The organism is Pseudomonas sp. 50_B, from assembly GCF_017491625.1.
Classification (GTDB): Bacteria; Pseudomonadota; Gammaproteobacteria; order Pseudomonadales; family Pseudomonadaceae; genus Aquipseudomonas; species Aquipseudomonas danubii.
Genome location: NZ_JAFGYX010000015.1, coordinates 41,266 through 62,970 on the forward strand (window position 1 = coordinate 41,266; position 21,705 = coordinate 62,970).

Annotated in this window: 21 protein-coding genes; 15 read left to right on the plus strand and 6 right to left on the minus strand. The window is 63.5% G+C overall.

The genetic code is table 11. The annotated features are described in order from the left end of the window. Positions 1-70 precede the first annotated feature (70 nt). The 3 genes from J5M73_RS20735 (at position 71) to J5M73_RS20745 (ending at position 3,810) form a co-directional block, all read left to right on the plus strand. Positions 71-1,495 carry an MFS transporter gene (locus J5M73_RS20735; RefSeq protein ID WP_258009286.1) on the plus strand — a complete coding sequence of 475 codons (1,425 nt, stop codon included), beginning with the start codon at positions 71-73 and terminating at the stop codon, positions 1,493-1,495. 99 nt (positions 1,496-1,594) lie between these two features. Further along, positions 1,595-2,986, plus strand: a complete 1,392-nt coding sequence (locus tag J5M73_RS20740; protein WP_102864669.1) for an FAD-dependent oxidoreductase — start codon at positions 1,595-1,597, stop codon at positions 2,984-2,986. Positions 2,987-3,105: 119 nt separating this feature from the next. Beyond that, positions 3,106-3,810, plus strand: coding sequence for a YebC/PmpR family DNA-binding transcriptional regulator (locus J5M73_RS20745; RefSeq protein ID WP_060840179.1), 705 nt, complete (start codon positions 3,106-3,108; stop codon positions 3,808-3,810). A 68-nt stretch (positions 3,811-3,878) separates the two neighbouring features. On the opposite strand, the gene J5M73_RS20750 is transcribed toward J5M73_RS20745, so the two are convergent. Beyond that, positions 3,879-5,192 (minus strand): leucine-rich repeat-containing protein kinase family protein, encoded by a 1,314-nt coding sequence (locus J5M73_RS20750; protein WP_102864670.1) that lies wholly within the window; start codon positions 5,190-5,192, stop codon positions 3,879-3,881. A 277-nt stretch (positions 5,193-5,469) separates the two neighbouring features. On the opposite strand from J5M73_RS20750, the gene J5M73_RS20755 reads away from it, so the two are divergent. Then, complete coding sequence (locus J5M73_RS20755) at positions 5,470-6,855, plus strand: FAD-binding oxidoreductase (RefSeq protein ID WP_102864671.1); 1,386 nt, start codon at positions 5,470-5,472, stop codon at positions 6,853-6,855. Positions 6,856-6,870: 15 nt separating this feature from the next. Then, a complete protein-coding gene (locus J5M73_RS20760) occupies positions 6,871-7,215 on the plus strand; it encodes a cupin domain-containing protein (RefSeq protein ID WP_102864672.1) in 345 nt (114 codons plus the stop codon). Here the strand turns inward: J5M73_RS20760 and J5M73_RS20765 are convergent. Beyond that, positions 7,205-8,746, minus strand: a complete 1,542-nt coding sequence (locus J5M73_RS20765) for a PucR family transcriptional regulator ligand-binding domain-containing protein (RefSeq protein ID WP_347709972.1) — start codon at positions 8,744-8,746, stop codon at positions 7,205-7,207. The two genes, J5M73_RS20760 and J5M73_RS20765, sit on opposite strands and share 11 nt — an antisense overlap. Before the next feature lie 199 nt (positions 8,747-8,945). Between J5M73_RS20765 and J5M73_RS20770 the strand changes: the two genes are divergently transcribed. Then, complete coding sequence (locus tag J5M73_RS20770; RefSeq protein WP_243433877.1) at positions 8,946-9,935, plus strand: ABC transporter substrate-binding protein; 990 nt, start codon at positions 8,946-8,948, stop codon at positions 9,933-9,935. Between the two features lie 211 nt (positions 9,936-10,146). On the opposite strand, the gene J5M73_RS20775 is transcribed toward J5M73_RS20770, so the two are convergent. Continuing rightward, positions 10,147-10,776: a hypothetical protein gene (locus J5M73_RS20775; RefSeq protein ID WP_207816069.1), complete on the minus strand. Its 630-nt coding sequence runs from the start codon at positions 10,774-10,776 to the stop codon at positions 10,147-10,149. Beyond that, positions 10,769-11,836 carry a cell division protein ZapE gene (zapE, locus tag J5M73_RS20780; protein ID WP_243433878.1) on the minus strand — a complete coding sequence of 356 codons (1,068 nt, stop codon included), beginning with the start codon at positions 11,834-11,836 and terminating at the stop codon, positions 10,769-10,771. The genes J5M73_RS20775 and zapE overlap by 8 nt, the downstream gene beginning before the upstream one ends. 288 nt (positions 11,837-12,124) lie before the next feature. Here zapE and J5M73_RS20785 point away from each other — a divergent pair, with 288 nt between their 5' ends. From J5M73_RS20785 to J5M73_RS20815, 7 genes are all read left to right on the plus strand, one after another. Next, positions 12,125-12,625, plus strand: coding sequence for a spore coat U domain-containing protein (locus J5M73_RS20785; protein ID WP_207816073.1), 501 nt, complete (start codon positions 12,125-12,127; stop codon positions 12,623-12,625). 104 nt (positions 12,626-12,729) lie between these two features. Then, complete coding sequence (locus J5M73_RS20790; protein WP_102864969.1) at positions 12,730-13,269, plus strand: spore coat U domain-containing protein; 540 nt, start codon at positions 12,730-12,732, stop codon at positions 13,267-13,269. Positions 13,270-13,289: 20 nt separating this feature from the next. Continuing rightward, entirely contained in the window at positions 13,290-13,826 is a 537-nt protein-coding gene (locus J5M73_RS20795; protein WP_102864676.1) for a spore coat protein U domain-containing protein, read from the plus strand. Between the two features lie 4 nt (positions 13,827-13,830). Beyond that, entirely contained in the window at positions 13,831-14,331 is a 501-nt protein-coding gene (locus J5M73_RS20800; protein ID WP_102864677.1) for a spore coat U domain-containing protein, read from the plus strand. Positions 14,332-14,377: 46 nt separating this feature from the next. Next, positions 14,378-15,169, plus strand: coding sequence for a molecular chaperone (locus J5M73_RS20805; protein WP_102864678.1), 792 nt, complete (start codon positions 14,378-14,380; stop codon positions 15,167-15,169). 118 nt (positions 15,170-15,287) lie between these two features. Further along, positions 15,288-17,645 carry a fimbria/pilus outer membrane usher protein gene (locus tag J5M73_RS20810; RefSeq protein ID WP_102864679.1) on the plus strand — a complete coding sequence of 786 codons (2,358 nt, stop codon included), beginning with the start codon at positions 15,288-15,290 and terminating at the stop codon, positions 17,643-17,645. Positions 17,646-17,677: 32 nt separating this feature from the next. Further along, a complete protein-coding gene (locus tag J5M73_RS20815; protein WP_102864680.1) occupies positions 17,678-18,667 on the plus strand; it encodes a spore coat U domain-containing protein in 990 nt (329 codons plus the stop codon). 4 nt (positions 18,668-18,671) lie between these two features. On the opposite strand, the gene J5M73_RS20820 is transcribed toward J5M73_RS20815, so the two are convergent. Together J5M73_RS20820 and J5M73_RS20825 are read right to left on the minus strand one after the other, a co-directional pair. After that, positions 18,672-19,397, minus strand: a complete 726-nt coding sequence (locus J5M73_RS20820; protein ID WP_102864681.1) for an anti-sigma factor — start codon at positions 19,395-19,397, stop codon at positions 18,672-18,674. Further along, the gene (locus tag J5M73_RS20825) at positions 19,394-19,900 is read right to left on the minus strand and encodes a sigma-70 family RNA polymerase sigma factor (protein WP_102864682.1); all 507 of its coding nucleotides are present in this window, start codon (positions 19,898-19,900) and stop codon (positions 19,394-19,396) included. Before J5M73_RS20825 ends, J5M73_RS20820 begins: the two co-directional genes overlap by 4 nt. A 168-nt stretch (positions 19,901-20,068) precedes the next feature. Here J5M73_RS20825 and J5M73_RS20830 point away from each other — a divergent pair, with 168 nt between their 5' ends. After that, positions 20,069-21,154: a catalase family peroxidase gene (locus tag J5M73_RS20830; RefSeq protein WP_102864683.1), complete on the plus strand. Its 1,086-nt coding sequence runs from the start codon at positions 20,069-20,071 to the stop codon at positions 21,152-21,154. Next, positions 21,151-21,690, plus strand: coding sequence for a cytochrome b (locus J5M73_RS20835; RefSeq protein ID WP_102864684.1), 540 nt, complete (start codon positions 21,151-21,153; stop codon positions 21,688-21,690). Before J5M73_RS20830 ends, J5M73_RS20835 begins: the two co-directional genes overlap by 4 nt. The last annotated feature ends 15 nt before the right edge of the window (positions 21,691-21,705 follow it).

Genomic DNA, 21,705 nt, shown 5'->3' on the forward strand with positions numbered 1-21,705 from the left:
GGCCCTGATGCCTGTGCGTGCACCTCCAAGTCCCGAAACAGGGAAAGCAACAGGACTCATCTGACCAGCAGTGCCTGCCTCAAGGGCTCTGCTGCAGTGCTCAACAATAAAAAACACAGGCGTTTGCTCCTCATTCTGCCGGCACACTCACCCTGAGGTCAGAACCACAATGAATAAGCACAACGGCACCATCAAACGTTGGCGCGTGCAGATTTTCGCCATCACCTGGATCGCCTACGCGGCGTTCTACTTCACCCGCAAAGCCTTTTCCGTCGCCAAACTGGGGATCGCCGACGATCCCGACTTCACCCTCGACAAGATGGCCATGGCCAACCTCGATGCCATCTACCTGGCGGCCTACGCCGTGGGCCAGTTCACCTGGGGGATCTTCGCCGACCGTTTCGGCCCGCGGGTGGTGGTGCTGGGCGGCCTGCTGATCTCCGCGGCCGCGGCCCTGGTCATGGGCAGCTTCGCCACCTTGCCGGTGTTCGCCACGTGCATGCTGATCCAGGGGCTGGCGCAGTCCACCGGCTGGTCCGGGCTGTGCAAGAACATGGGCAGTTTCTTCCCTGCCCGGGAGCGTGGCCGGGTCCTGGGGCTATGGAGTTCCTGCTACGCCTTTGGCGGGCTGGTGGCGTCGCCCTTTGCCGGCTGGTGGGCCTATACCCTGATCGGCACCTGGCATGCGGCGTTCATCTCCAGCGCAGTGGTGGTGGGGCTGACGGCGGTGCTGTTTTTCATCTTCCAGCGCAACACCCCGCAGGATGTGGGTTTGCCGGCGGTGGAGCCATTGGCGCCACAGAGTGCCGAGGAGGAGGCCGCCGAGCGCCGCCTGAGTGTCTGGGAGCCGTTGCGGGAGATCCTGCGCAATCGCACGGTGCTGGTGCTCGGCCTGTCGTACTTCCTGCTCAAACCGGCGCGCTACGCGATTCTGCTGTGGGGACCGGTGATCGTTTATGAGCAGATGCCGTCGGTGGGCAAGGTGGGGGCGGCGATCGTGCCCACCACCTTCGAGCTGGCCGGGCTGCTGGGGCCGATCATGATCGGCCTGGCCTCGGACAAGCTGTTCGGTGCCCGGCGCATGCCGGCCTGTGTCCTCAGCCTCTTGGCGCTGACGGTGTCCCTGGCGCTGTTCATGGGGGCGCTGCACACCGGCAGCGTGCTGCTGGTGATGCTGCTGCTGTTTTTCATGGGGCTGACCCTGTACGGGCCGGACTCGATGATCAGCGGCGCGGCGGCCATTGATTTCGGTTCGGCCAAGGCCGGGGCCACGGCCGCAGGCTTCGTCAATGGCTGCGGCTCGGTGGGGGCAGTACTGGGGGGCTTGTTGCCGGGCTATTTCGACACGGTGACGGTGTTCATCGTGTTTGCCGGCTGTGCCCTGGTCTCGGCGCTGTTGCTCATGCCGTTCTGGAACAGCCGACCCCATGGGAGCGAGCCGGTGCGCGGGCTCGTTCCCAATGGACCGTTGTTGATCAAGCCGTTGCGTTCCTGACTTTTCTGCCCCTTCGCCGGCAAGCCGGCTCCTACGAAGTGTTGTAGGCGCTGGCTTGCCAGCGCACCCACTTGCCGTTTTTTTCCTGGAGACTCACCCATGCGACCTTTCTGGCTGGAACAGGCCCTGCAACAGGAAACCCTGGACCCCTGTCCGCCTCTGCAGGGCGATACCACCTGCGAGGTGGCCATTGTCGGCGGCGGCTACACCGGTTTGTGGACCGCCATCATGCTCAAGGAGCAGAACCCCGGGCTGGATGTGCTGCTGATCGAGGCGGATATCTGCGGCGCCGGTGCCAGTGGGCGCAATGGCGGCTGTGCGCTGTCCTGGTCGGCCAAGTACTTCACCCTGGAGCGTCTGTTCGGCATCGAGGAGGCGGTGCGCCTGGTCAAGGAGTCCGAGCGCAGCATCCACGCCATCGGCGCATTCTGCGAGCGCTATGGAGTGGAGGCTCACTATCGCCTCGACGGTACCTTGTACACCGCCACCAACCAGGCCCAGGTCGGGTCCACCGACGGGGTGATCGCGGCCCTGGAACGCCGGGGCATCAATTCCTTCGAGAAGCGCCCCTTGGCCGATGTGCAGCGCATGGCCGGTTCCAGCCAGCACCTGGAAGGCTGGTACTCGCCGGCCGCCGCCAGTGTGCAGCCGGGGTTGCTGGTGCGTGGCTTGCGTCGGGTGGCCTTGCAATTGGGGGTCAGAATCCATGAGCAAAGCGCCATGACCGGGTTGGAAGAAGGGCGCCCGGCGCGGTTGCGCACCCCTTCGGGACAGATCCGTGCCCAGCGCGTGGTGTTGGCGATGAACGCCTGGATGGCCCGGGCCTTCCCGCAGTTCGAACGCAGTGTGGCGATTGTTTCCAGTGACATGCTGATCACCGAGCCGCGTCCGCAACTGCTGCAGCAGATCGGCTTGACCAGCGGGGTGACGGTGCTGGATTCGCGGATATTCGTGCACTACTACCACAACACCCCGGACGGCCGGATCATGCTCGGCAAGGGCGGCAACACCTTTGCCTACGGTGGGCGCATGTTGCCGGTGTTCGACCAGCCGTCGCCCTATGCCGGGTTGCTGCACAAGAGCCTGGGGCAGTTCTTCCCGGCCTTTGCCGAGGTGCCGGTGGCCGCGACCTGGAACGGTCCGTCGGATCGCTCGGTCACCGGGTTGCCCTTCTTCGGCCAGATGAGCCGCGCCGGCAACCTCTTCTATGGGTTCGGCTATTCCGGCAGCGGCGTGGGCCCCTGTCATATGGGAGGGCAGATTCTCGCATCCCTGGTCCAGGGCCTGGACAATCCCTGGACCCGTTCGCCTCTGGTCAACGGTCCCTTGGGTTACTTCCCCCCGGAGCCGATCCGCTACCTGGGCTCGCTCATGGTGCGCAACGCCATTCGCCGCAAGGAGCGGGCCGAGGATCATGGGCGTCGGCCGCGGCATCTGGATGTGCGTCTGGCGCGTTTCGCTGCGGCCGCTGGCAAGGCCGACAAGGGCTGAAGCCTGGCGGGGTAGGGCCGGTCGCTGACTTTTTGGTCGATCAGGGCCCTGAGGACGTATAAACTTGCCCATCGCGTCGGCCAAATCCAACTCGACGCCATAGATCAAGAGAGTGAGTAATGGGCGCACAGTGGAAGGTTAAACACAAAGAAGCGGCAGCCAACGCCAAGGGCAAGATCTTCGGCAAGCTGGTGAAAGAGATCACCATTGCCGCACGTAACGGCGCTGACGTCGCCACCAACGCCCACCTGCGGCTGGTGGTCGAACAGGCCAAGAAGGCCTCGATGCCCCGCGAGACCCTTGAGCGCGCCATCAAGAAAGGTTCGGGCCAACTGGGCGAGACCGTGCAGTACCACCGCGTGACCTACGAAGGTTTTGCCCCGCACCAGGTGCCGCTGATCGTTGAATGCGTGACCGATAACATCAACCGCACCGTGGCGGAAATCCGTGTGGCCTTCCGCAAGGGCCAACTGGGTGCTTCGGGTTCGGTGTCCTGGGATTTCAACCACGTGGGCATGATCGAAGCCTCGCCAGACAGCCCGGACGCCGATCCGGAACTGGCCGCCATCGAGGCCGGTGCTCAGGATTTCGAACCGGGTGAAGAGGGCGCAACCCTGTTCCTGACCGAGCCTGCGGACCTGGATGCCGTACAAAAGGCATTGCCCGAGCAAGGTTTCACCGTGTTGTCGGCCAAGCTGGGCTATCAGCCGAAGAACCCGGTGAGCGGCCTGAGCGATGAGCAGATGGCTGAAGTCGAGGCCTTCCTCGAAGGCCTGGACAACCATGACGACGTGCAGGACATGTTCGTCGGCCTGGCGGGTTAAGACCGCGATTCGCCGGCCAGCCGGCTCCTGCAAACCTCTGTAGGAGCCGGCTGGCCGGCGAAGCTGTTTTAAAGCCCCGCCAATTCCTCACAGACCAGGGCAAAGTCCGGTCGTGCCAGCACCTCTGGCTGACAGCAGCGCTGCACCAGCGCCGCCAGTTTCTGCCGCTGTTCCAGGCTCAGCGAGCCATCCCCGCGCTCCAGCAATTCTTCCAGCAAGACACCGAAGGCCCGCACCTCCAGGCGTTGCAGCGCCCGGCTTTGCGGGGTTTCGTCCTTGGCATGGAAGGACGCCGCGCCAAAATCCCCCAGCAGGCAGTCGCCTTGTTCATTCCACAGGGTGTTGTGGCCGTAGAGGTCGCCGTGGGTAATGCCCTGGGCATGCAGGTGGGCGCCCACCGAAGCGATGCCGCGGGCGATTCGCAGAATCACGCCGGCACGGTAGTGCGCGTTATCCGGGTAGATATCCCGGGAGCAGGAATCCAGGCTCGGCAGCGCCGCAAGGTTGCGGTAGCTGGGGTCGATCAGTTGCATCACCAGTCCGTTCTGGCCCTGGGGATGCTCGACGATGCGGCCCTCGACCCGGATCAGGTTCGGATGCAACCCGGCACTGATACAGGCGTTCATTTCATGCAGCGGCGAGCCATCGCTGGTCATCTCGCCCTTGTACAGCTTGACCGCCACCGCGCGGGCGGGCTCTCCCGTCGGCTGCCACCACGCTTGGTGAATCACCCCGGAGGCGCCTTCGCCCAGGCGTTGCTCCAGGCGCAGTTCGTGCCAGGGGATGGTGCGGGTGGACTCCAGGGCCTGGGCGTCGGCCTCGGATTCCAGTGGATTGCCGGCATAGGCCAGCCAGGTCAGGCGCGGCAGGGCCAGGAGGAACGGCGGCAGCTCGGTCAGGCGGTTGGCGGCGATCCGCAGCAGCTCCAGGTTGTGGCACTGGCCCAGGCTCTGGGGCAGGGCGGTCAGGCGGTTGCCGGCCAGCATGAGCTTTTGCAGCAGCGGGCGCTGGCCCAGCTCTTCGGGCAGTTCACTGATGCGGTTGTCGGTGAGGATCAGCCAGCGCAACTGCGGCGGCAGGGCGGCGGCTGGGACCCGTTCGATGCGGTTGGCCTTGAAGCCGATCATGCTCAGTTGCGCGCAATGGCCGAGGCAGGCCGGTAGTTCACTGAACTGGTTGTCCGAGCAGAACAGGATGCGCAGGTGGGTGAGCCGGTGCAGGTCGTCGGGCAGGCTGCTCAGTGCATTGCCGCTGAGGTTGAGGATTTCCAGCGAGTCGGCCAGATCGAAGATCTCCCGGGGGAACTCGGTCAGCCCGCAGGACAGGTCCAGGCGCTTGATGCCGGCCAATTGGCCGGCCCGCAGTTGGGCAAGGGTATCCATGAACAGCGTCAGTACTCGAAAGAAGGAGAAGGGCGGGGAGGATAAAGCAGATCGGCCGGTTTTGCTGCCTGGGCGGCGGTTGGCGTTTGCGCAACTGCAGAAAATCGGTGTCGAGCACCGACAGCATCAAGAACTGGGGTCGCCCGCTTCAGCTTGCAATGCTGACGCTTCATACCTTCGAACAAGTCCTGCCCGGATTTTCTGTACTTCGCTCAATTGCCCGCCAGCCCAGCTCGCCGTCACTGTGAATGCTCGATAAACATCGGCAGGATCAACGATGCAACGATCTCTCTGGCTACAAGAATTAGCGGATGAGCTCAGCCCAGCGCCTGCGCTGGAAGGCCACTGCAATGTGGACATCGCCATCATCGGCGGAGGCTTTGTCGGGTTATGGACAGCCTTGCGCATTCGCCAACTGGCTCCCGAAAAAACCGTAGCCATCCTCGAGCAGGACATCTGCGGCGCAGGTGCCTCAGGGCGCAATGGTGGCTTCGTCATGTCATGGTGGCCCAAGATCAGCTCCCTGACTGCGCTGTGCGGCGCAGCAGAGGCACTGAAGCTGGCTCGAGCTTCCGCGCAGGCCATTGAAGAAATTGAAATATTCTGCGAGCAACATGCCATTGATGCGCACTTCGTGCGGTCAGGCTGGTTATGGACGGCCTCAACCGAGGCCCAACGTGGCGCCTGGCAAAGCGTGCAGCACACCTGTGCAACATTGGGCGAGGATGTGTTCAGCAGTCTGAGCGACGCTGAGATCGCTCGCCGCTGCGGTTCCCCCATGCACTTGGAAGGTGTATTTGAGGCGGGCAATGCCACAGTACATCCGGCTCGCCTGGTACGCGGCCTGCGCCGAGTGGCCCTGGAACAGGGGGTGCGCATTTTCGAAAACAGTCGGGTTCGGCAAATGGAACGCGGCCAACCCACGTGCCTGCACACTGACCACGGTCAGCTCCGAGCTCAACGCGTAGTCCTGGCCACCAATGCCTGGTCTGCCGAGTTACCGCAACTGCGCCGCAGTGTGTTGCCGGTCAGCAGCACCATCATCGCCACAGCGCCGATCCCCGAGCGCTTGCAGGCCATCGGCTGGACCGGCGGCGAAGCCATTACCGACTCCCAACAGATGGTCGACTATTACCGCACCACCCAGGACGGGCGAATCATCTTCGGCAAGGGCACCGGCCTGATGTCGTTTGCCAGCCGGGTCGGCACTCGCTATGACCAGTTGCCACAGTTGCATGCCGAGGTCGAAGAGGACTTTCGGCGCCTCTACCCGCAGCTTGCCGACGTGGCTATCGAACATCGCTGGTCGGGTCCCATCGACAGGACCTATGACAGCTTGCCCATGTTCGGCCGTCTGCAGGATGCGCCGCAGATCATCTACGGCGTGGGCTGGAGCGGCAATGGGGTCGGACCCAGCCATCTGGGGGGGCAGATTCTCGCCAGTCTGGCTCTGGACCTGGACAACCAATGGAGCCGCTGCGGCCTGGTCAATCGCTCCGTGCGCCGGTTCCCACCGGAACCCTTGCGCTACTGCGGCGGCCTGCTAGTGCGCAATGCCGTCAAGCGCAAGGAGCGTGCGCAGGCATTGGGTCGTGCGCCATCCTGGCTGGCCCATTCGCTGAGCAAGCTGGCCCCCGCCGGCCTTGAAGACAAAAAACCTTGAATCAAAGGAGCCGTCATGAGCGCCCCGATTATCTTCAGCAACACTTCAGGCCTGGCGTTGGGAATGCCGGTTGATGTCAAACAACCCATCGGCGAGTTGGTGGCCAGGACTCGCATAAGCATGGAGGATGCTGGCGCGTCGTTACTGACCGGGGTCTGGGAATGCTCGCCTGGACGCTGGCGCCGCCAGGTACTGGAGCGCGAGTTCAGTCACTTCATAGTCGGATACGGCTTCTTTGTACCCGACCACGGCCCGGCGATAGAGATTCACGCCGGCGATGCAGTATTTTTTCCCGCAAACTGCCAAGGCGAGTGGGACATCCGCGAAACCGTCAGAAAGAGCTTCGTGATCATTCCTTGAAGGCAGCGATACGCTCGTGCACCCCGGCGACCTCGGCGCTGCGCAGGGCAAACCAGAGAATCGCCACGTCCTCGGTGTGATCCAGAGAGCGTCCGGTAATTTCCTCGATGCGCCGAATGCGATAGACCAGCGTCTGCTTGTGCACATGCAACACCTTCGCGGCGATCAGCCACGAGCGATTCTGCTGCAGGAATACCTGCAAGGTACGCAGCAATTGCGTGCCTTGCAGTTGGTCATACTCCAGCAGACTGCCCAGTACCCGTTGAAACGTCTGGTGCGCCCCCTCCAGGCTCTGTGCCAGCCATGGAGCCATCGTCTCGGTCTGCTCGTAGCATGCCAAGGGCTGCTCGGCGCTGGCATGCGCCAAGGCCAGACGCGCCTCTCGCAAAGCCTCAAGGCCGCGTTCGGCATGCCCCAGTGGGTTGCTCAGACCCAGGCACGTGTGCAGGCGCACCTGAACGGTCCGGGGGCTGTGCTCCCCCCATAGCAGCAGTAGCAGCTCGTCACCCTGCACGCGCATCAGCACCTTGGCCTCGGTCCGTGACAACAGGTCGTCCAGCTCGTCCAGTTCCCGACCGTCGTTGTGCATCACCGCAACGCGCAGATGCTCCGGCGACGCGCCAAACACTCGCAGACGCTCGGTCAGTTGACGAGCCGACAAGCGTTGCTGGAACAAATCATCGAGCAGTTCCGAGGTCAGTCGCAGATGCCGTTCCCGCTCGACCTGCAGTCGCTCCAGCTCGATACCCAAAACCGCCGCCATGTGATGCAACAAACCATAGTCCGGCAGGTTCTCGCCCTGCGCCACCAGGACACAAGGACGTCGACTGGGCATCAACATCAGCAGGACATCGTCGTCACCTGAGCGCCAGCGTTGCACCACAGGCACATTGCCCGAAGGCTTCAAGCGCTGCTGCAGCGCTGAGCGTTGTGCGGCAACGACTTCTGGAAGCCCTGTCAGATAGGGCTCCAGGGTGTGCGGATCGAGCAGCCTGAGGCTGGCTTTGACGTCTTTTTCCAGACGGTTCAAGAGCGCTTCGAGCCCCAAGCCCTGAATGCCCATGCGCGCACTCTCGTAGAGCCGAGTGATGGCCTGCCGACGCTCAACTTCTTCCTGTTGAGTGGCCTCGACAATGGCCCGGGTCACCGAGGAAAACGGCACACCGTACTCGGTCATCAGCAATGCGAAGCCCAAGGCATCGGCAGCGTCCTGCAGGCCTTGAAGATCCTCCGGTGCCTGCATGCTTTCGCCAATCATCAGCCCCGAGAGTCCGGCCGCCTGCAAGCGGTGTACATAACGCCACTGTTCCTGCGGCCCTGCGGGGATGCCCATTCCGGTGCTCATCAACAGCTCCCCGGGCCCCAGCCATTGCGCCGGGTCGTCCAACTCGCAGACGTGTGCCCAGCGAACCGGTCGGTCAACCCCCTGAGCCCCTCCGATGAGGCGCGTGCGCAATGCTGGAATCTGAATGATGTCGCTGACGGTCAATGACATGGCGTGTTCGATCAGGCCCGGGACTTGAAGGGCCACAGCATGCCACCCCGACACCCACCAGCAAAGCCCGCTCATACGAACGTACCAAGGCCAATCGCGGAATCCTAACTTGGTACGATTGCCGACGCGGCAGGCGACACTAAAACTCGTCCAGGTAGCAGCAGATCCTTTTTTGGACCTAGGCCTCAATCATCTGGAGACGCAAATAATGACTAAGAAACCGACTCTGCCATTGATGCTGCTGGCGTTGTCCTTCGTGACCACTTCGGCCCTTGCCGACCTCACGGTGGTGTCCCACGGAGGAGCGAACAAGGACGCCCAGGTTGCAGCGTTCTACAAGCCCTATCAGGCTGAACACGGTACGCGGATTATCGCTGGCGAGTTCAACGGCGAACTGGCCAAGATCAAAGTCATGGTGGACACCGGCAGTGTCTCCTGGGACGTCGTTGAAATGGAGCTGCCCGAGCTGGCTCGCGCCTGTGACGATGGCTTGCTGGAAGAATTCAGCGTCGACCCGAACCTGGCGAAAGACCTGCTTCCCGGTGCACTGCAAAACTGCGGCGCGGGCTTCTTCGTCTGGTCTACGGTGCTGGCCTACAACGCCGACAAGCTCACCAGCGCCCCGACCAGTTGGAAAGACTTCTGGGATGTGCAGAAGTTTCCCGGTAAACGCGGCCTGCGCAAGGGCCCGATGTACACCCTGGAATTCGCGCTCCTGGCAGATGGCATAGCCCCAGAGGAGGTCTACAAGGTGCTGGCCACCGAGGCGGGACAAGATCGTGCATTCCGCAAACTCGATGAAATCAAGTCCAGCATCCAGTGGTGGGAAGCCGGAGCCCAACCTCCTCAGTACCTGGCTTCTGGCGACGTGGTCATGAGCTCCGCCTACAGCGGCCGAATCAGCGCCGTACAGGGGCAGAACAACCTGCGCATCGTCTGGAATGGCGGCCTGTATGACATGGACGCCTGGGCCATACCCCGTGGTGCGAAGAATCGTGAGCAAAGTCTCAAGTTCATCAACTACACCCTTGAAGCCGAGCAACAAAAAAATTACGCGCAGCACATTGCCTATGCACCGGTAAACCAGCGCGCCAATACCTTGCTCAGCGAGCAACGGCTCAGCGTACTGCCCGATCTGAAACAGCAGGTGGCAATGGATCCGACCTTTTGGGCCGACCATGGCGAGCAGTTGCACCAGCGCTTCAATGCCTGGGCCGCCAAATAGCGCTTGTTTTATCGTTCAGGCAGGAACGGCGCGCCGTTCCTGCCAGACGCCAACTCGATCGACATCCATCGACGCTTTCCCGAATGCTTCCAGCTCCTCGATCAATTGCCCATGAAGGGGCGAGCTGACGCCAAACGCCGATCACCGGGCCGACCCGTGACCCTGGTGGACTTGCAAAAGGCTGACGATCGTTCGATAGAGCACGCGGCATTTACAGGCCTGCGTGCATGGCTCTGGCCAACCTGCGGAATGCGGCGGGGTGCCTGAGGTTCCGGGCCTCGCCTGGCATCCACTCCAGGCTGTAGTGTTCAAAGGTCTTTTTGACTGACTCGGTGGCCATCCTGCCCGAGGGGTTGCTTGAGTCAAAGTCGCTTTCCAGGGTGGCAATCAGATAGGCGCCTCTGGCGCTCCATTGGTTGAAACGCATCACATGCCGGTCATCCAGAATCACTGCGCCTTCTTTCTTGTCGTGCGAGAAGTAAAAGGCCAGGCTGTGGCCCGGCTTGGTCCAACCTTTGAGGTACTTGAGCAAGGTTGTAAGGCGGACGCCGCACACCAGGTTGAAGCCACTGTCAATCCGTTGCTGGCCGAAGAAGTAGCACTTGAAAATCACCTCCAGCGTTCGCTGGTGGTAATCCGTCAAGTGGCTCTTTTCGTAGAAGTGAAAGTCCGTGGGCTCGCCGATCAGTTCGTAGCCCTTTGCCGCGAATTCGGCGGGGGAGAACGCCAGCAGGCCAAACCGGCACGGATGTTCGAGCGTCAAGTTGCTCAGGTGCAGGTCAAGCAGCTGGAAAAAAGTCAGCGGCAGCCTGTGCATGCAGGTGTGCGCTGGCTCAGCCATGGGCCGGCCCGGGACCGATTTCCCGCAGTTGCCCGAGGCGGCTGCGGGTGCGCGCCAGGTCGATGGCGTGGCCGCCCAGGCACTCGTGCAGCGGGCGCTGGCCGATCAGCAGCAGGCGTTTGTCCTGGTCGTAGAGCACGTCGATCAGGTTGATGAAGCGTTGCTGGGCGGCGATCGAGCATTCTCCCAGCTCCGGCAGTTCGTCGATGATCCAGGTGTCGAAGTGGCGACTCAGTTCCAGGTAGTCCATGACGGCCGTGGGCTGTTCGCACACATCGTTGAATTCAAAACGGATGCTGCGCTGCTGAATCTGGCGCACGGTCAATTGCCGGGCGCCTACTGTCAGTTGCGCCGCCGCGGCATGGCGCTCGGGCAGTTCCAGGGCCTGGCGCTGGGCCGGGGTGCCGGGCCACACATAGTGACCCTGGGTGAAGAGCTGCTGATCGTGGGAGCGGGCCTGGCTCCGGTAGTCGTGGGGGCCTCCCACCTCCATCACCTGCATGCGCCCGTTGATCAGTTCGATCACCGGCTTGAAGCGGGCGTGGTACAGCGGGTTGGGCAGCAGGCCCTCGGGGGCGTAGTTGGAGGTCAGTAACAGCGTGATGCCGCGGTTGAACAGGGCCTTGAACAGCCGGGTGATCAGCATCGCATCGCCAATGTCATGGACATGGAACTCATCGAAGCACAGCACTCGGCACTGGTTGAGCAGTTCATCCAGGGTGGTTTCCAGAGCGTCGGCCTGCTGCTGATGGCGGAACATGCCCTGGTGCAACCGGGCGAAGAAGTCGTGGAAGTGCAGGCGCTGTTTTTCGGCGATGGGCAAGGCGCGGAAGAAGCCGTCCAGCAACCAGCTCTTGCCCCGGCCGACGGCGCCGTACAGGTACAGGCTCTGGGCCTTGCCGGGGGATTGCATCAGGTCCTCGGCCTGCCGGGCCATGCAGTCGATCACCCGCAATTGGCTGTGGCTGAGGGTGTATCCCAGGTCCCGGGCCTTGTGGCGAAAGTAGTCATGGATCACGCCACCGGCACCGTTCGGGCGGCGCAAGGCTCGGGCGAACAGGCGTCGCCAGGGTGATTGAGTCTGTGCAGGTGTTGGCGGTAAAGCGGCCAATGGTGGTTACCCCGATGATTCCAGGCCGCCTACCTTAAAAGCGGCGCGACAATTTAACCAATAGAAAACCCAACAGCCAGTGATCTCGAAAAGGCATGGCGGCGATAGACGGTCATTCACACCGGGCAGGCCGATTAATACGCTAACTGGCAGTTTCGCCCGCGGTTGCTAACCTGATTTCAGCGAATGCTCCTCATAAGGATTGAGGCCTTGAATGGATATAAGGGTTTGGCAGTCATGAGCGCGTTGCTCAGCGCGACGGCAGGGGCCGCGGATTTGCAGGTGCAGGTCCGGGTCGATGTGCAGCGTGGCTGCCAGTTGGTGGGTCAGCAGCGGGAGGCGGGTGTCGAGCAACTCGGTACCTTGGACTTTGGCAGTACTGCGCGCCTGAACGATCCGGCGGGGCCTTTGGCTGCGGCATGGGGCAGTGGTCGTCTGCCACGCCTGGAGTGCAATCCCGATACCCCTTATCAGATGCGTATCGACGGCGGCCTGCATGGCGGTGTCGGCGAGGTGCGTTACCTGGCCAGCAACAGTGCGTTGGGCAAACCCATTCCTTATCGCCTCTACCAGGACTCGGCCCGGCGCATTGCGTTGCCGGTGAATGTCCCGGTCAGTGGACGGGTGCCGGACTCCGGCACTGTGGATCTGCCCCTGTACGGGCGCATTGAACCTCTGGCCGAGATTCCCCGGGCCGGGGGCTATTCCGATGTATTGAAGGTGACCCTGACCTGGTGAGGTCGGGGGTATGACAGCTGCCACGGGGGACCCGGGCAGAGCAGGGACAGCCGTTCAGGTTGAGCGGCTCACGTGGGAGTCCTGATGGAACCGGGATGGGTGCAATGAAAGGCAGGACCTGGACGATCGTCGCCCTGGGCTCGCTGTGTCTGCTGGTTGATGATGCCCAGGCGGCGATCAGCGGGCAGATCCAGGCGCGCCTGGTGATCACTGCCAGTTGTCAGGTGAGCAGTGGCGGCAGCGCGCCCTCCACGAACCCCATCAGCAACCTGGGCATGCTCGACTTCGGGCAGCAGGGGCCGACCTGGGTCAACCCCATCAAGGCCAGCCTCACCGACAGTGCCGAAGGCCAGTTGCAGGTGGCCTGCAATCCCTCGGTCACCGGTTTCACCGTGACCATCAATGGCGGCCTCAACGGCGACGGTACAACCCGGCGTTTGAGCAACGGACGCCAGACCATTCCCTATCGATTGTTTGTCGATGCATCCGGTAGCGACAGCTACAGCATCGGCCAGCAGCGCAATTTCGCAGTGAGCAGCGGCAGGCGGATTCCCATTCCGGTGTTCGGCTCTGTGGTCGCGAATACCCGCGCGGTTCCGGCAGGGGTCTACACCGACACCCTGACCATCACGCTGGATTGGTAACTCACGAGAGGACGCACATCATGCACGCGCTTGTATCCAGGATTGGCTGGCCCTTGTTGGGACTGGTCATGGTTTCCACGGCCAACGCCGCCACTACGGTCACCGGTCAGATCAGCTCAACCCTGATCCTCACCAGCAGTTGCCAGGTCAACGGGGTGGGCGGCAGCACCGGTCTGAACTTCGGCGCCTTGAACTTCGGCACCACCAACAGCCTGTTTACGACGGCCACTGGCCAGGTGCTGGGGGGCGGTGGCGGGGCTCTGTCGATTCTCTGCTCCAGCGGCACCACACCCAGCCTGACCATCCAGGGCGGCAACAATGACGGTATGTCCTCGGGTGGCACCCGGGCGTTGTACGACGGGGTGGCCAACTATGTGCCCTACGACCTGTACACCGACTCCGGCCACTCGCAGATCGTGGCGATCAATGGGGTGATCAACCTGGCGCCGAGCACCGGGGTCGCGCAGACCGTGAACCTCTATGGCCAGGCCGTGGGCAAGGCCGGGCTGCCGGCCGGCACCTACACCGATACGGTGTCCGTGCAGCTGACCTTCTGATGCCATGGCCAGCCAAGGTCTTGCGCTGTTTGCCCTGATCTGCGCCAGTGCCTGGCCGGCGTGGATCTGGGCGGCCACCAGCCAGAACTTCCAGGTCAGTGCCACCATCACCGCCGGTTGTCTGGTGGTGGGCGGTGTCAGCAACTACGGCAGTCTGTCCTTCGGCAGCCAGTCGGCGCTGTCCACCAGCACCGTGCGAGTGGCGTTGATCGGGGGCGTGCAATTGCAGTGCACACCGGGAGTGGCCCTGAACATGACCGTGGACGGCGGCCAGTACAACAGCAGCGGGCGACATATGCAGCTCAATAGCGGCAGTGCCCGGGTGGCCTATCAGTTGTTTCGCGATGCGGCGTACAGCCAGAGCCTGGGTATAGGCCAGAGCGTGGCCGTGGCTTACAGCGATGCCAATAACATCAGCCTGCCGATCTACGGGCAGGTGCAGTTGCCGGGCAATCAGCCTGGGGGGACTTACAGCGATGTGCTGCAGGTGCAGCTGTCGTGGTGATGGGGCGAGTCGACAACCAGTCGGCAGGCGGACAAGGAGTAGCAGTATGCATTTACCTTTGCGGGGCCTTTGGGCCACCGGTTACCTGATACTGGCCGGAGTGTTGTCCGGCGTGCCCAGGGTCCAGGCCGCCAGCTCGGTGCTGATCTGGCCGATCGATCCGGTTCTGGAGGCGGATCAGCAAGCCAGTGCACTGTGGCTGGAAAACCGCGGTACTGAAACCGCCAACCTGCAGATCCGGGTGTTTGCCTGGAGCCAGAGCGGTTTTGCCGACCAGTACCAGAACCAGCGCGACGTCATCGGCAGCCCGCCGGTGGCGAAGATCGAACCCGGGCAGAAGCAACTGGTGCGCCTGACCCGAACCCGTGAGGTGCCGCCGGGGCAGGAGCTGGCGTACCGGATCATCATCGACGAGATTCCTTCGGCCAAGCCCATCACCCCGGAAGAGGGGGCCAAGAGTGCGGCGGCGATCCGCTTCCAGATGCGTTACTCGGTGCCGTTGTTCGCCTATGGCGCCGGCCTCTGGAGCAAGGAAGACACTTCCCGCCCTCGCGATCCCAAGGGCGCCGGTGTACCGGACCTGAGCTGGCGCAAAGTGGCGGTGGACGGCCAGACGTTTTTCGAGCTGCGTAACCAGGGGGCCGTGCACGCACGCCTGACCGATGTGGCGTTCAAGCAGGGCGGGCAGACCCGGCCGCTGGCGCCGGGCTTGCTCGGTTACGTGCTGCCCGGGGCGGTCATGCGCTGGCCGGTGACGGCCCCCCTGACAATGGATTCGACCCTGCAACTGCGGGTCAATGGCGCGCCGCAGGTGCAGAGTCTGGCGCCTGCGCACTGATCCACTGCAGTCATGCAAGCGCCTGCCAGGTGGCGCTCGGAAGAGGTACGGACGGATGCGAGCGCGGTGACGCATCCGCCTTGGGATGGAGATGTCCATAAATGGACTTGAACCCGCCATGAGCCAGGACGCTGCTCGTTGTTTGCGCTGCTGGAAAGGACTGATGGCTGGCCTGTGCGGTCTGATGCTGGCGCCTTTTTGCCAAGCTGGCGAGCTGCCGCCACCGCCCAGCAGCCTGGAGTCGCTGGCCGATGCGCAGTTGTTTCTGGAACTGGTGATCAATCAGATGAACACAGGGAAGGTGGTGGCGGTGGAGCAGCGTGCCGGACGATTGTTCATGCCGGTGCAGACGCTGCGGGAAACCGGCATCAAGCTGCCGGAGGGGCTGGGCAGCGAAGTCGATCTGGACAGCCTGCCGGGCCTGCACAGCGATTACGACAGTCAGGGCCAGCGCCTGCTGATTGATGTGCCGCCGGATTGGCTGCCGGAGCAGTTCATCGGCAGTCGCCAGGCCTATCCAAGGACACCGGCCCTGAGCAGCTTCGGCGCGCTGCTCAACTACGATCTGTACCTCAATGACACCGATGAAGGCGGCACCTACCTGGCGGCCTGGAATGAAGTGCGGCTGTTCGACACCTGGGGCACCTTGTCCAATACCGGGCAGTACCGGCGGACCTTGTCCGGCGTTGCCAGCAGCTCGTTGAACAATGGGTATCGGCGTTATGACACCACCTGGCGTTTTTCCGATGAAGAACGCCTGCTGACCTATGAGGCGGGTGACGTGGTGAGCAGCGCCTTGCCCTGGAGCAGTTCGGTGCGTCTGGGTGGGGTCCAGCTGTCTCGGGATTTCGCCGTGCGCCCGGACCTGGTGACCTATCCCTTGCCGCAGTTTGCCGGTGAAGCGGCGGTGCCATCCTCCCTGGACCTGTTCATCAATGGCTACAAGTCCAGCAGCAGCGAGGTGCAACCGGGGCCTTACACCCTGACCAACATTCCCTTTATCAACGGGGCTGGGGAGGCGGTGGTGGTGACCACGGACGCCCTGGGGCGGCAAGTGTCGACCACGGTGCCGTTCTACGTTACCAGCAGCCTGCTGCAGAAGGGGCTGACGGATTTCTCGGTGGCCGCAGGGAACCTGCGCCGGGACTACACCCTGCGTGATTTTGGCTACGGCCCGGGTGCCACCTCCGGCAGCCTGCGCCATGGCCTGAGCGACAGCCTGACCCTGGAAGCGCATGCCGAGGCCTCGGACTCCCTGACGCTGGGCGGGGTGGGCGGCAATATGCGCCTGGGCAACTTCGGCGTGCTCAACACGGCGCTCAGCCAGAGCCGTTTTGACGGCAGCGGCGGTCAGCAGTTCAGCTTCGGCTACCAGTACAACAACCAGCGTTTCAGCCTGGCGTACCAGCGCATGCAACGTCGTGACCAGTATGCCGACCTGACGGTGGTCGACAGCCCCTACATCAGCCTCAGCCAGCGCAGCGAGCAACTGACCCTGAGCCTCAACCTGGATCGCTACGGCAGCCTGGGGGCCGGCTACTTCGATGTGCGGGCCGCTGACTCGAGCCGCACCCGGTTGTTGAACCTGACCTGGAGCAAGCCGCTGTGGCACAACAGCAGCTTCTACCTGTCGGCCAACCGGGAGATCGGCGACAGCCAGTGGGCGATGCAGGCGCAGCTGGTGATTCCCTTCGACTTGCACGGCAGCCTGAGCCTGAGCAACGAACGCAGCAAGACGGGGGAAAACCGCCAGCGGGTCAATTTCAGTCGTTCGGTGCCCCTGGAGGGCGGGGTTGGCTACAACCTGGGTTATGCCACGGGCAGCGGCGCCGACTATCGCCAGGCAGATGTCACCTGGCGCTTGCAGTCGGTGCGCCTGCAGGCGGGGGTCTATGGCACCCGCGATGCCGAGACCCGCTGGGCCGATGCCAGTGGCTCGCTGGTGTGGATGGACCGCCAGGTGTTCGCTGCCAACCAGATCGACGATGCCTTCGTGGTGGTCAGCACCGATGGTTACCAGGACATCCCGGTGCGCTATGAAAACCAGTTGGTGGGGCAGACCGACAAGAACGGACACTTGCTGGTGCCCTGGAGCAGTGCCTATTACCGGGGCAAGTACGAGATCGATCCGTTGAACCTGCCGGCCAACGTCCAGACGCCGAATGTGGAGCAGCGAGTGGCGGTGCGTCGTGGCAGCGGCTATTTGCTGGAGTTTCCACTGACCCGGATCATCGCCGCCAGCGTGGTGCTGGTGGACGCCCAGCAACGGGAACTGCCCCTGGGCAGCACCGTGACCCATGAGCAGAGTGGGGCTCGGGCGGTGGTCGGCTGGGATGGGCTGGTGTATCTGGAGAATCTTTCGCAACACAACAGCCTGCAAGTCGGCCTGGCTGATGGCCAGAGCTGCGGTGCGCAGTTCGACATGGATCTGCAACAGCAGCAGGTGCCGTTGATCGGCCCGCTGGTCTGCCAGTAGTTGTGGCGTCACGAGGCAAGGGAGTGCTGAGGGTGGACAGGTTCAAGGGATGGCGACAGGCAATAGTGGGGCTGCTGGCGAGTCTGCTGACGCTGCAGGCCCAGGCGCTGTGCAACGCCGTCAGCACCGCACCGGCGGGGTTCGGCACTGTCAGCTCGATCCTGGTGCGTACCACTTCGCAGCCGGCTTCCACCACCAATGCGGGCTTGAGCTGCACTGGCTCGCTGTTGAGCCTGCTGGCCAGCAACGACCACTTCTACGCCACCATCACGTCCAGCACCAGCGGCATGGTCGGCCCCACGGGCGATGTCATCGGCTACACCCTGTACGCCAACAACAGCACCAGCTATCCGATCACTCGGGGCGTGCAGTTCGACTTCGCGCGCAACTCGATCATCGACCTCCTGGGCTTGCTGGGCAGCCCCACCGTGGCCAAGACCGTGCCCATCTACATGGGGACCATCACCGGCAGCAACGTAGCGGCAGGTGTCTACACCGAGAACCTGAGCATCTTCTGGAGCTGGAACTATTGCGCCGGGATCGGCGCACTGGGGGGCTGCCTGGGACGGGACATCGGCAGCGGCACCCAGGCGCTCACGGTGAACATGACGGTGTCCAACGATTGCGTGATCACCGCGCCGAACATCAGTTTCGGCAGCGCGCCGGTGGTCAGTGCCTTCGCCACGGTCACCGGGCAGACCATCAACCTGTCCTGCACCAAGGGCAGTGCCTATACCGTGGGCTTGAGCGACGGCCAGCAACCCGTGAGCGCGGGAGGGCGACGGCGGATGATTTCCGGCAGCAACTACCTGGCCTACGACATTTTCAAAAGTGCCGGCAACACCCGTTGGGGCAGCGTTGGCAGTGCCCGACGCTCCAGCACCGATGCCGAAGTGAACCCGGGCAATGGCCTGGGTACCGGCAGCCAGATCTTCAACTACAACGCCAGGATCTACACCGACCAGAACACGCCGCCCGCGGGCACCTACATCGACAACGTGGTGCTGGACGTGGGGTTCTGAAGGTCTACAAGGGTATTTCCACCGGGCCGACCATGGCGTAGTTGTAGCCCTCGCCGGACCAGTACTGTGCCTGCAACGGGCCGTCACGGCGGCTACCACGGGGTAGCAGGGTGTTTTGCGGTCCTGGCGGGCGGATGTAGAAGCTGACTTTGCGCCCCTCGCGATCCTGGTACAGAACCATTGCCGCCGGCCCTTGTTCGGTACTGAGCAGGCGCCCGCTGACCGCTTTGAAGCCAGCGTCGTGCAGGTCCGGCAGCGGGCTGGCCTGGGTGAAGTAGCGATCCAGCCAGGCTTGCATGGCGCCGTTGTCCTGGACCTTGAAGTCCGCCGGCAGGATGCCTTGCTCGGCGAACAGGCGATACGCCTGGAGGGCATCGGTCATCGGCAGCACGCTGTTGCCGGCCAGGGTCAGCTCCCGGGCCTGCCAGCCGCTCAGACCGCCAACCCCGACCGCCACCAGCAGTGCCGCGGCACTGGCCAGGCGCCGCAAGCCCCGCTGCTGGTAGCGCGTACGGATCAGCGTCGGCTCCAGCGCCGGGTTGGGCGCTTGCAGCAGGGCGCCACCGAGGGCGGCCCGCAGGTGCTGGGCATCCTGCTGCCAGGCCTGGACCTGGGCTGCCGTCTGCGGATGGTTGGCCAGGTAACTGTCCAGCACCCGGCGGTCCGCTTCGCTGAGCTGGTGATCGACGTAGGCGTGCAGGTCGCTGTCGCTGGGGGGCAGGCTGATCATTTGAGTATCCGTAGAGAGGGGCTGCTGATTTCGCCGTCGCTGAGTTGGCGCAGCGCCTGGCGGGCCCTGGACAGGCGCGACATCACGGTGCCGACGGGCACCTGGAGGATCTCTGCCACTTCCTTGTAGCTCAAGCCCTCCACCGAGACCCAGAGCAGCAGGGCGCGTTGCTCGGCGTTCAGGCGGTCGAAAGCGGCCAGGGTCGACTGGGCGACTACGGTGCGCTCCACCGAAGGCTGGGCGTCGTCACGGCCGGTAAAGAATTCGAGCATGCGTGCGTAACGCCGGGAGCGTCGGTGGGCATCAAGAAACTGCCGGTAGAGGATGGAAAACAGCCAGGCTCGCAGATCGCCTTCGGGGCGTTTATGGGCCCGACTCGACAAGGCGCGCTCCAGGCAGGACTGCACCAGATCGTCGGCGCTGCTGGGCTGGCGCGTCAGGGACAGGGCAAAGCGCCTGAGGCGGGGGAGCAGCAGGCGTAGCTGTTCGTCGAAATCGTTCATGAAGTCCTGCAGGTGCTGGGCCAGTCACTAGGCTTGGGACTAGGAAGACGCGCTGCCTCGCAGGTTATTCCACAGACGCGCAAATAAATATCGGGCTGTGGAATAACCGGCACCGGGCTGCGTCTGACTGGTCCTGGTCCCTTGTGGCCCCGCGTACTGGAGATGTCCATGGTTGCCCCATCCTCGCCACCCGATCGTCCGCCCTTGAGTGCTGTCAGCCTGACCTTGCGCCTGGGGGCCATTGCCTGGGTGGTGGCCGCCGCTGCCGCGGCGCTGGCCTACGTGCACGGCAACTTCGACCCGCAACGCCTGACTCCCAAGGCCCTGGTGGATGTGCTGGAGACCAATAACGGCGTGCATCCGGGGTTTCGCCGCAACCACGCCAAGGGCGTGTGTGTCATCGGTTACTTCCAGAGCAGTGGCGAGGCCCGGGCCTACTCCACGGCACAGGTGTTCAGCGAGGCGCAAACGCCGGTGGTGGGGCGTTTTGCCCTGCCCAGCGGCAACCCCTATGCGCCGGACAGCAGCGTGCCGATCCGCAGCCTGGCGTTGCGTTTCCTCCAGGCCAACGGCCAGCAGTGGCGCACGGGAATGAACAGCATGCCGGTGTTTCCGGTGGGCACTCCCGAGGCGTTCTATCAACTGCAGCAGGCCAGTTCCCCTGATCCGGCCACGGGCAAGCCGGACCCGACCAGGGTGCCGGCGTTCTTTGCCGCTCACCCGGAGGCCGGGCCCTTTCTGCAATGGATCAAGAGCGCCAAGCCTTCAGCCAGTTATGCCAGTGAAAGCTACAACGGGATCAACGCGTTCTACCTGGTGGATGGCAGCGGCAAGCGCCAGGCGGTGCGCTGGGGCGTGGTCCCCGAGACCGGTGAGGCGCCAGCCCCGGGCAGTGCTCCGCAAGGCGCGGACTACCTGGAACAAGACCTGACGCAGCGCCTGGCTCAAGGGCCGTTGCGCTGGCGTTTGCAGATCACCCTGGCGGCGCCCGATGACCCCACCCATGACGCCAGCAAGGCCTGGCCCGCAGAGCGTCCGGTGATCAATGCCGGGACCCTGGTGCTGCAAGGCACCCAGCCGCAGAACAGTGGCCAGTGCCGGGACATCAATTACGACCCGCTGATTCTGCCCAATGGCATCCAGGCCTCCGATGATCCCCTGCTGGCAGCACGCTCTGCTGCCTACGCCAGTTCCTACCTGCGTCGCACCAGCGAAGTCAGTCAATTGCCCTCCGCCCAGGAACCGCGTCCATGAATAGCCACCCTCAACACTTCGCCCCGCTGGCGCGCCTGCTGCACTGGCTGATGGCGCTGATGATCATTGCCATGCTGTTTATCGGTGCCGGCATGGTGACCTCGGTGTCCGCCCGTCATGAGTGGCTGATCCACCTGCACAAGCCGTTGGGCATCGCCATTCTGCTGTTGGCGGCGGTGCGCCTGTTTGTGCGTTTTTCCACTCGACAACCGCCGCTGCCGGCAGACTTGCCGGGCTGGCAGGTGTTGGCGGCCAAAGCCTCCCATGTGCTGCTGTACGCCCTGATGCTGGGCTTGCCGGTACTGGGCTGGGCCATGATTTCGGCGGCCGGGGACCCGGTGATGCTGAGCGGTTCGTTGCAGTTGCCGGCGATCCTGCCGGCCAATGCCCAGGTGTTCGCTCTGTTGCGCAAGGCCCATGGCTACCTGGCTTATCTGCTGTTCCTGACGGTGTTGCTGCATCTGGCGGCGGCACTGTTCCATGGCTGGGTCCGCCGAGACGGGGTATTGCAGAGCATGCTGCGGGGGCGGGTTTGAGTCCCCCTTGAGCAA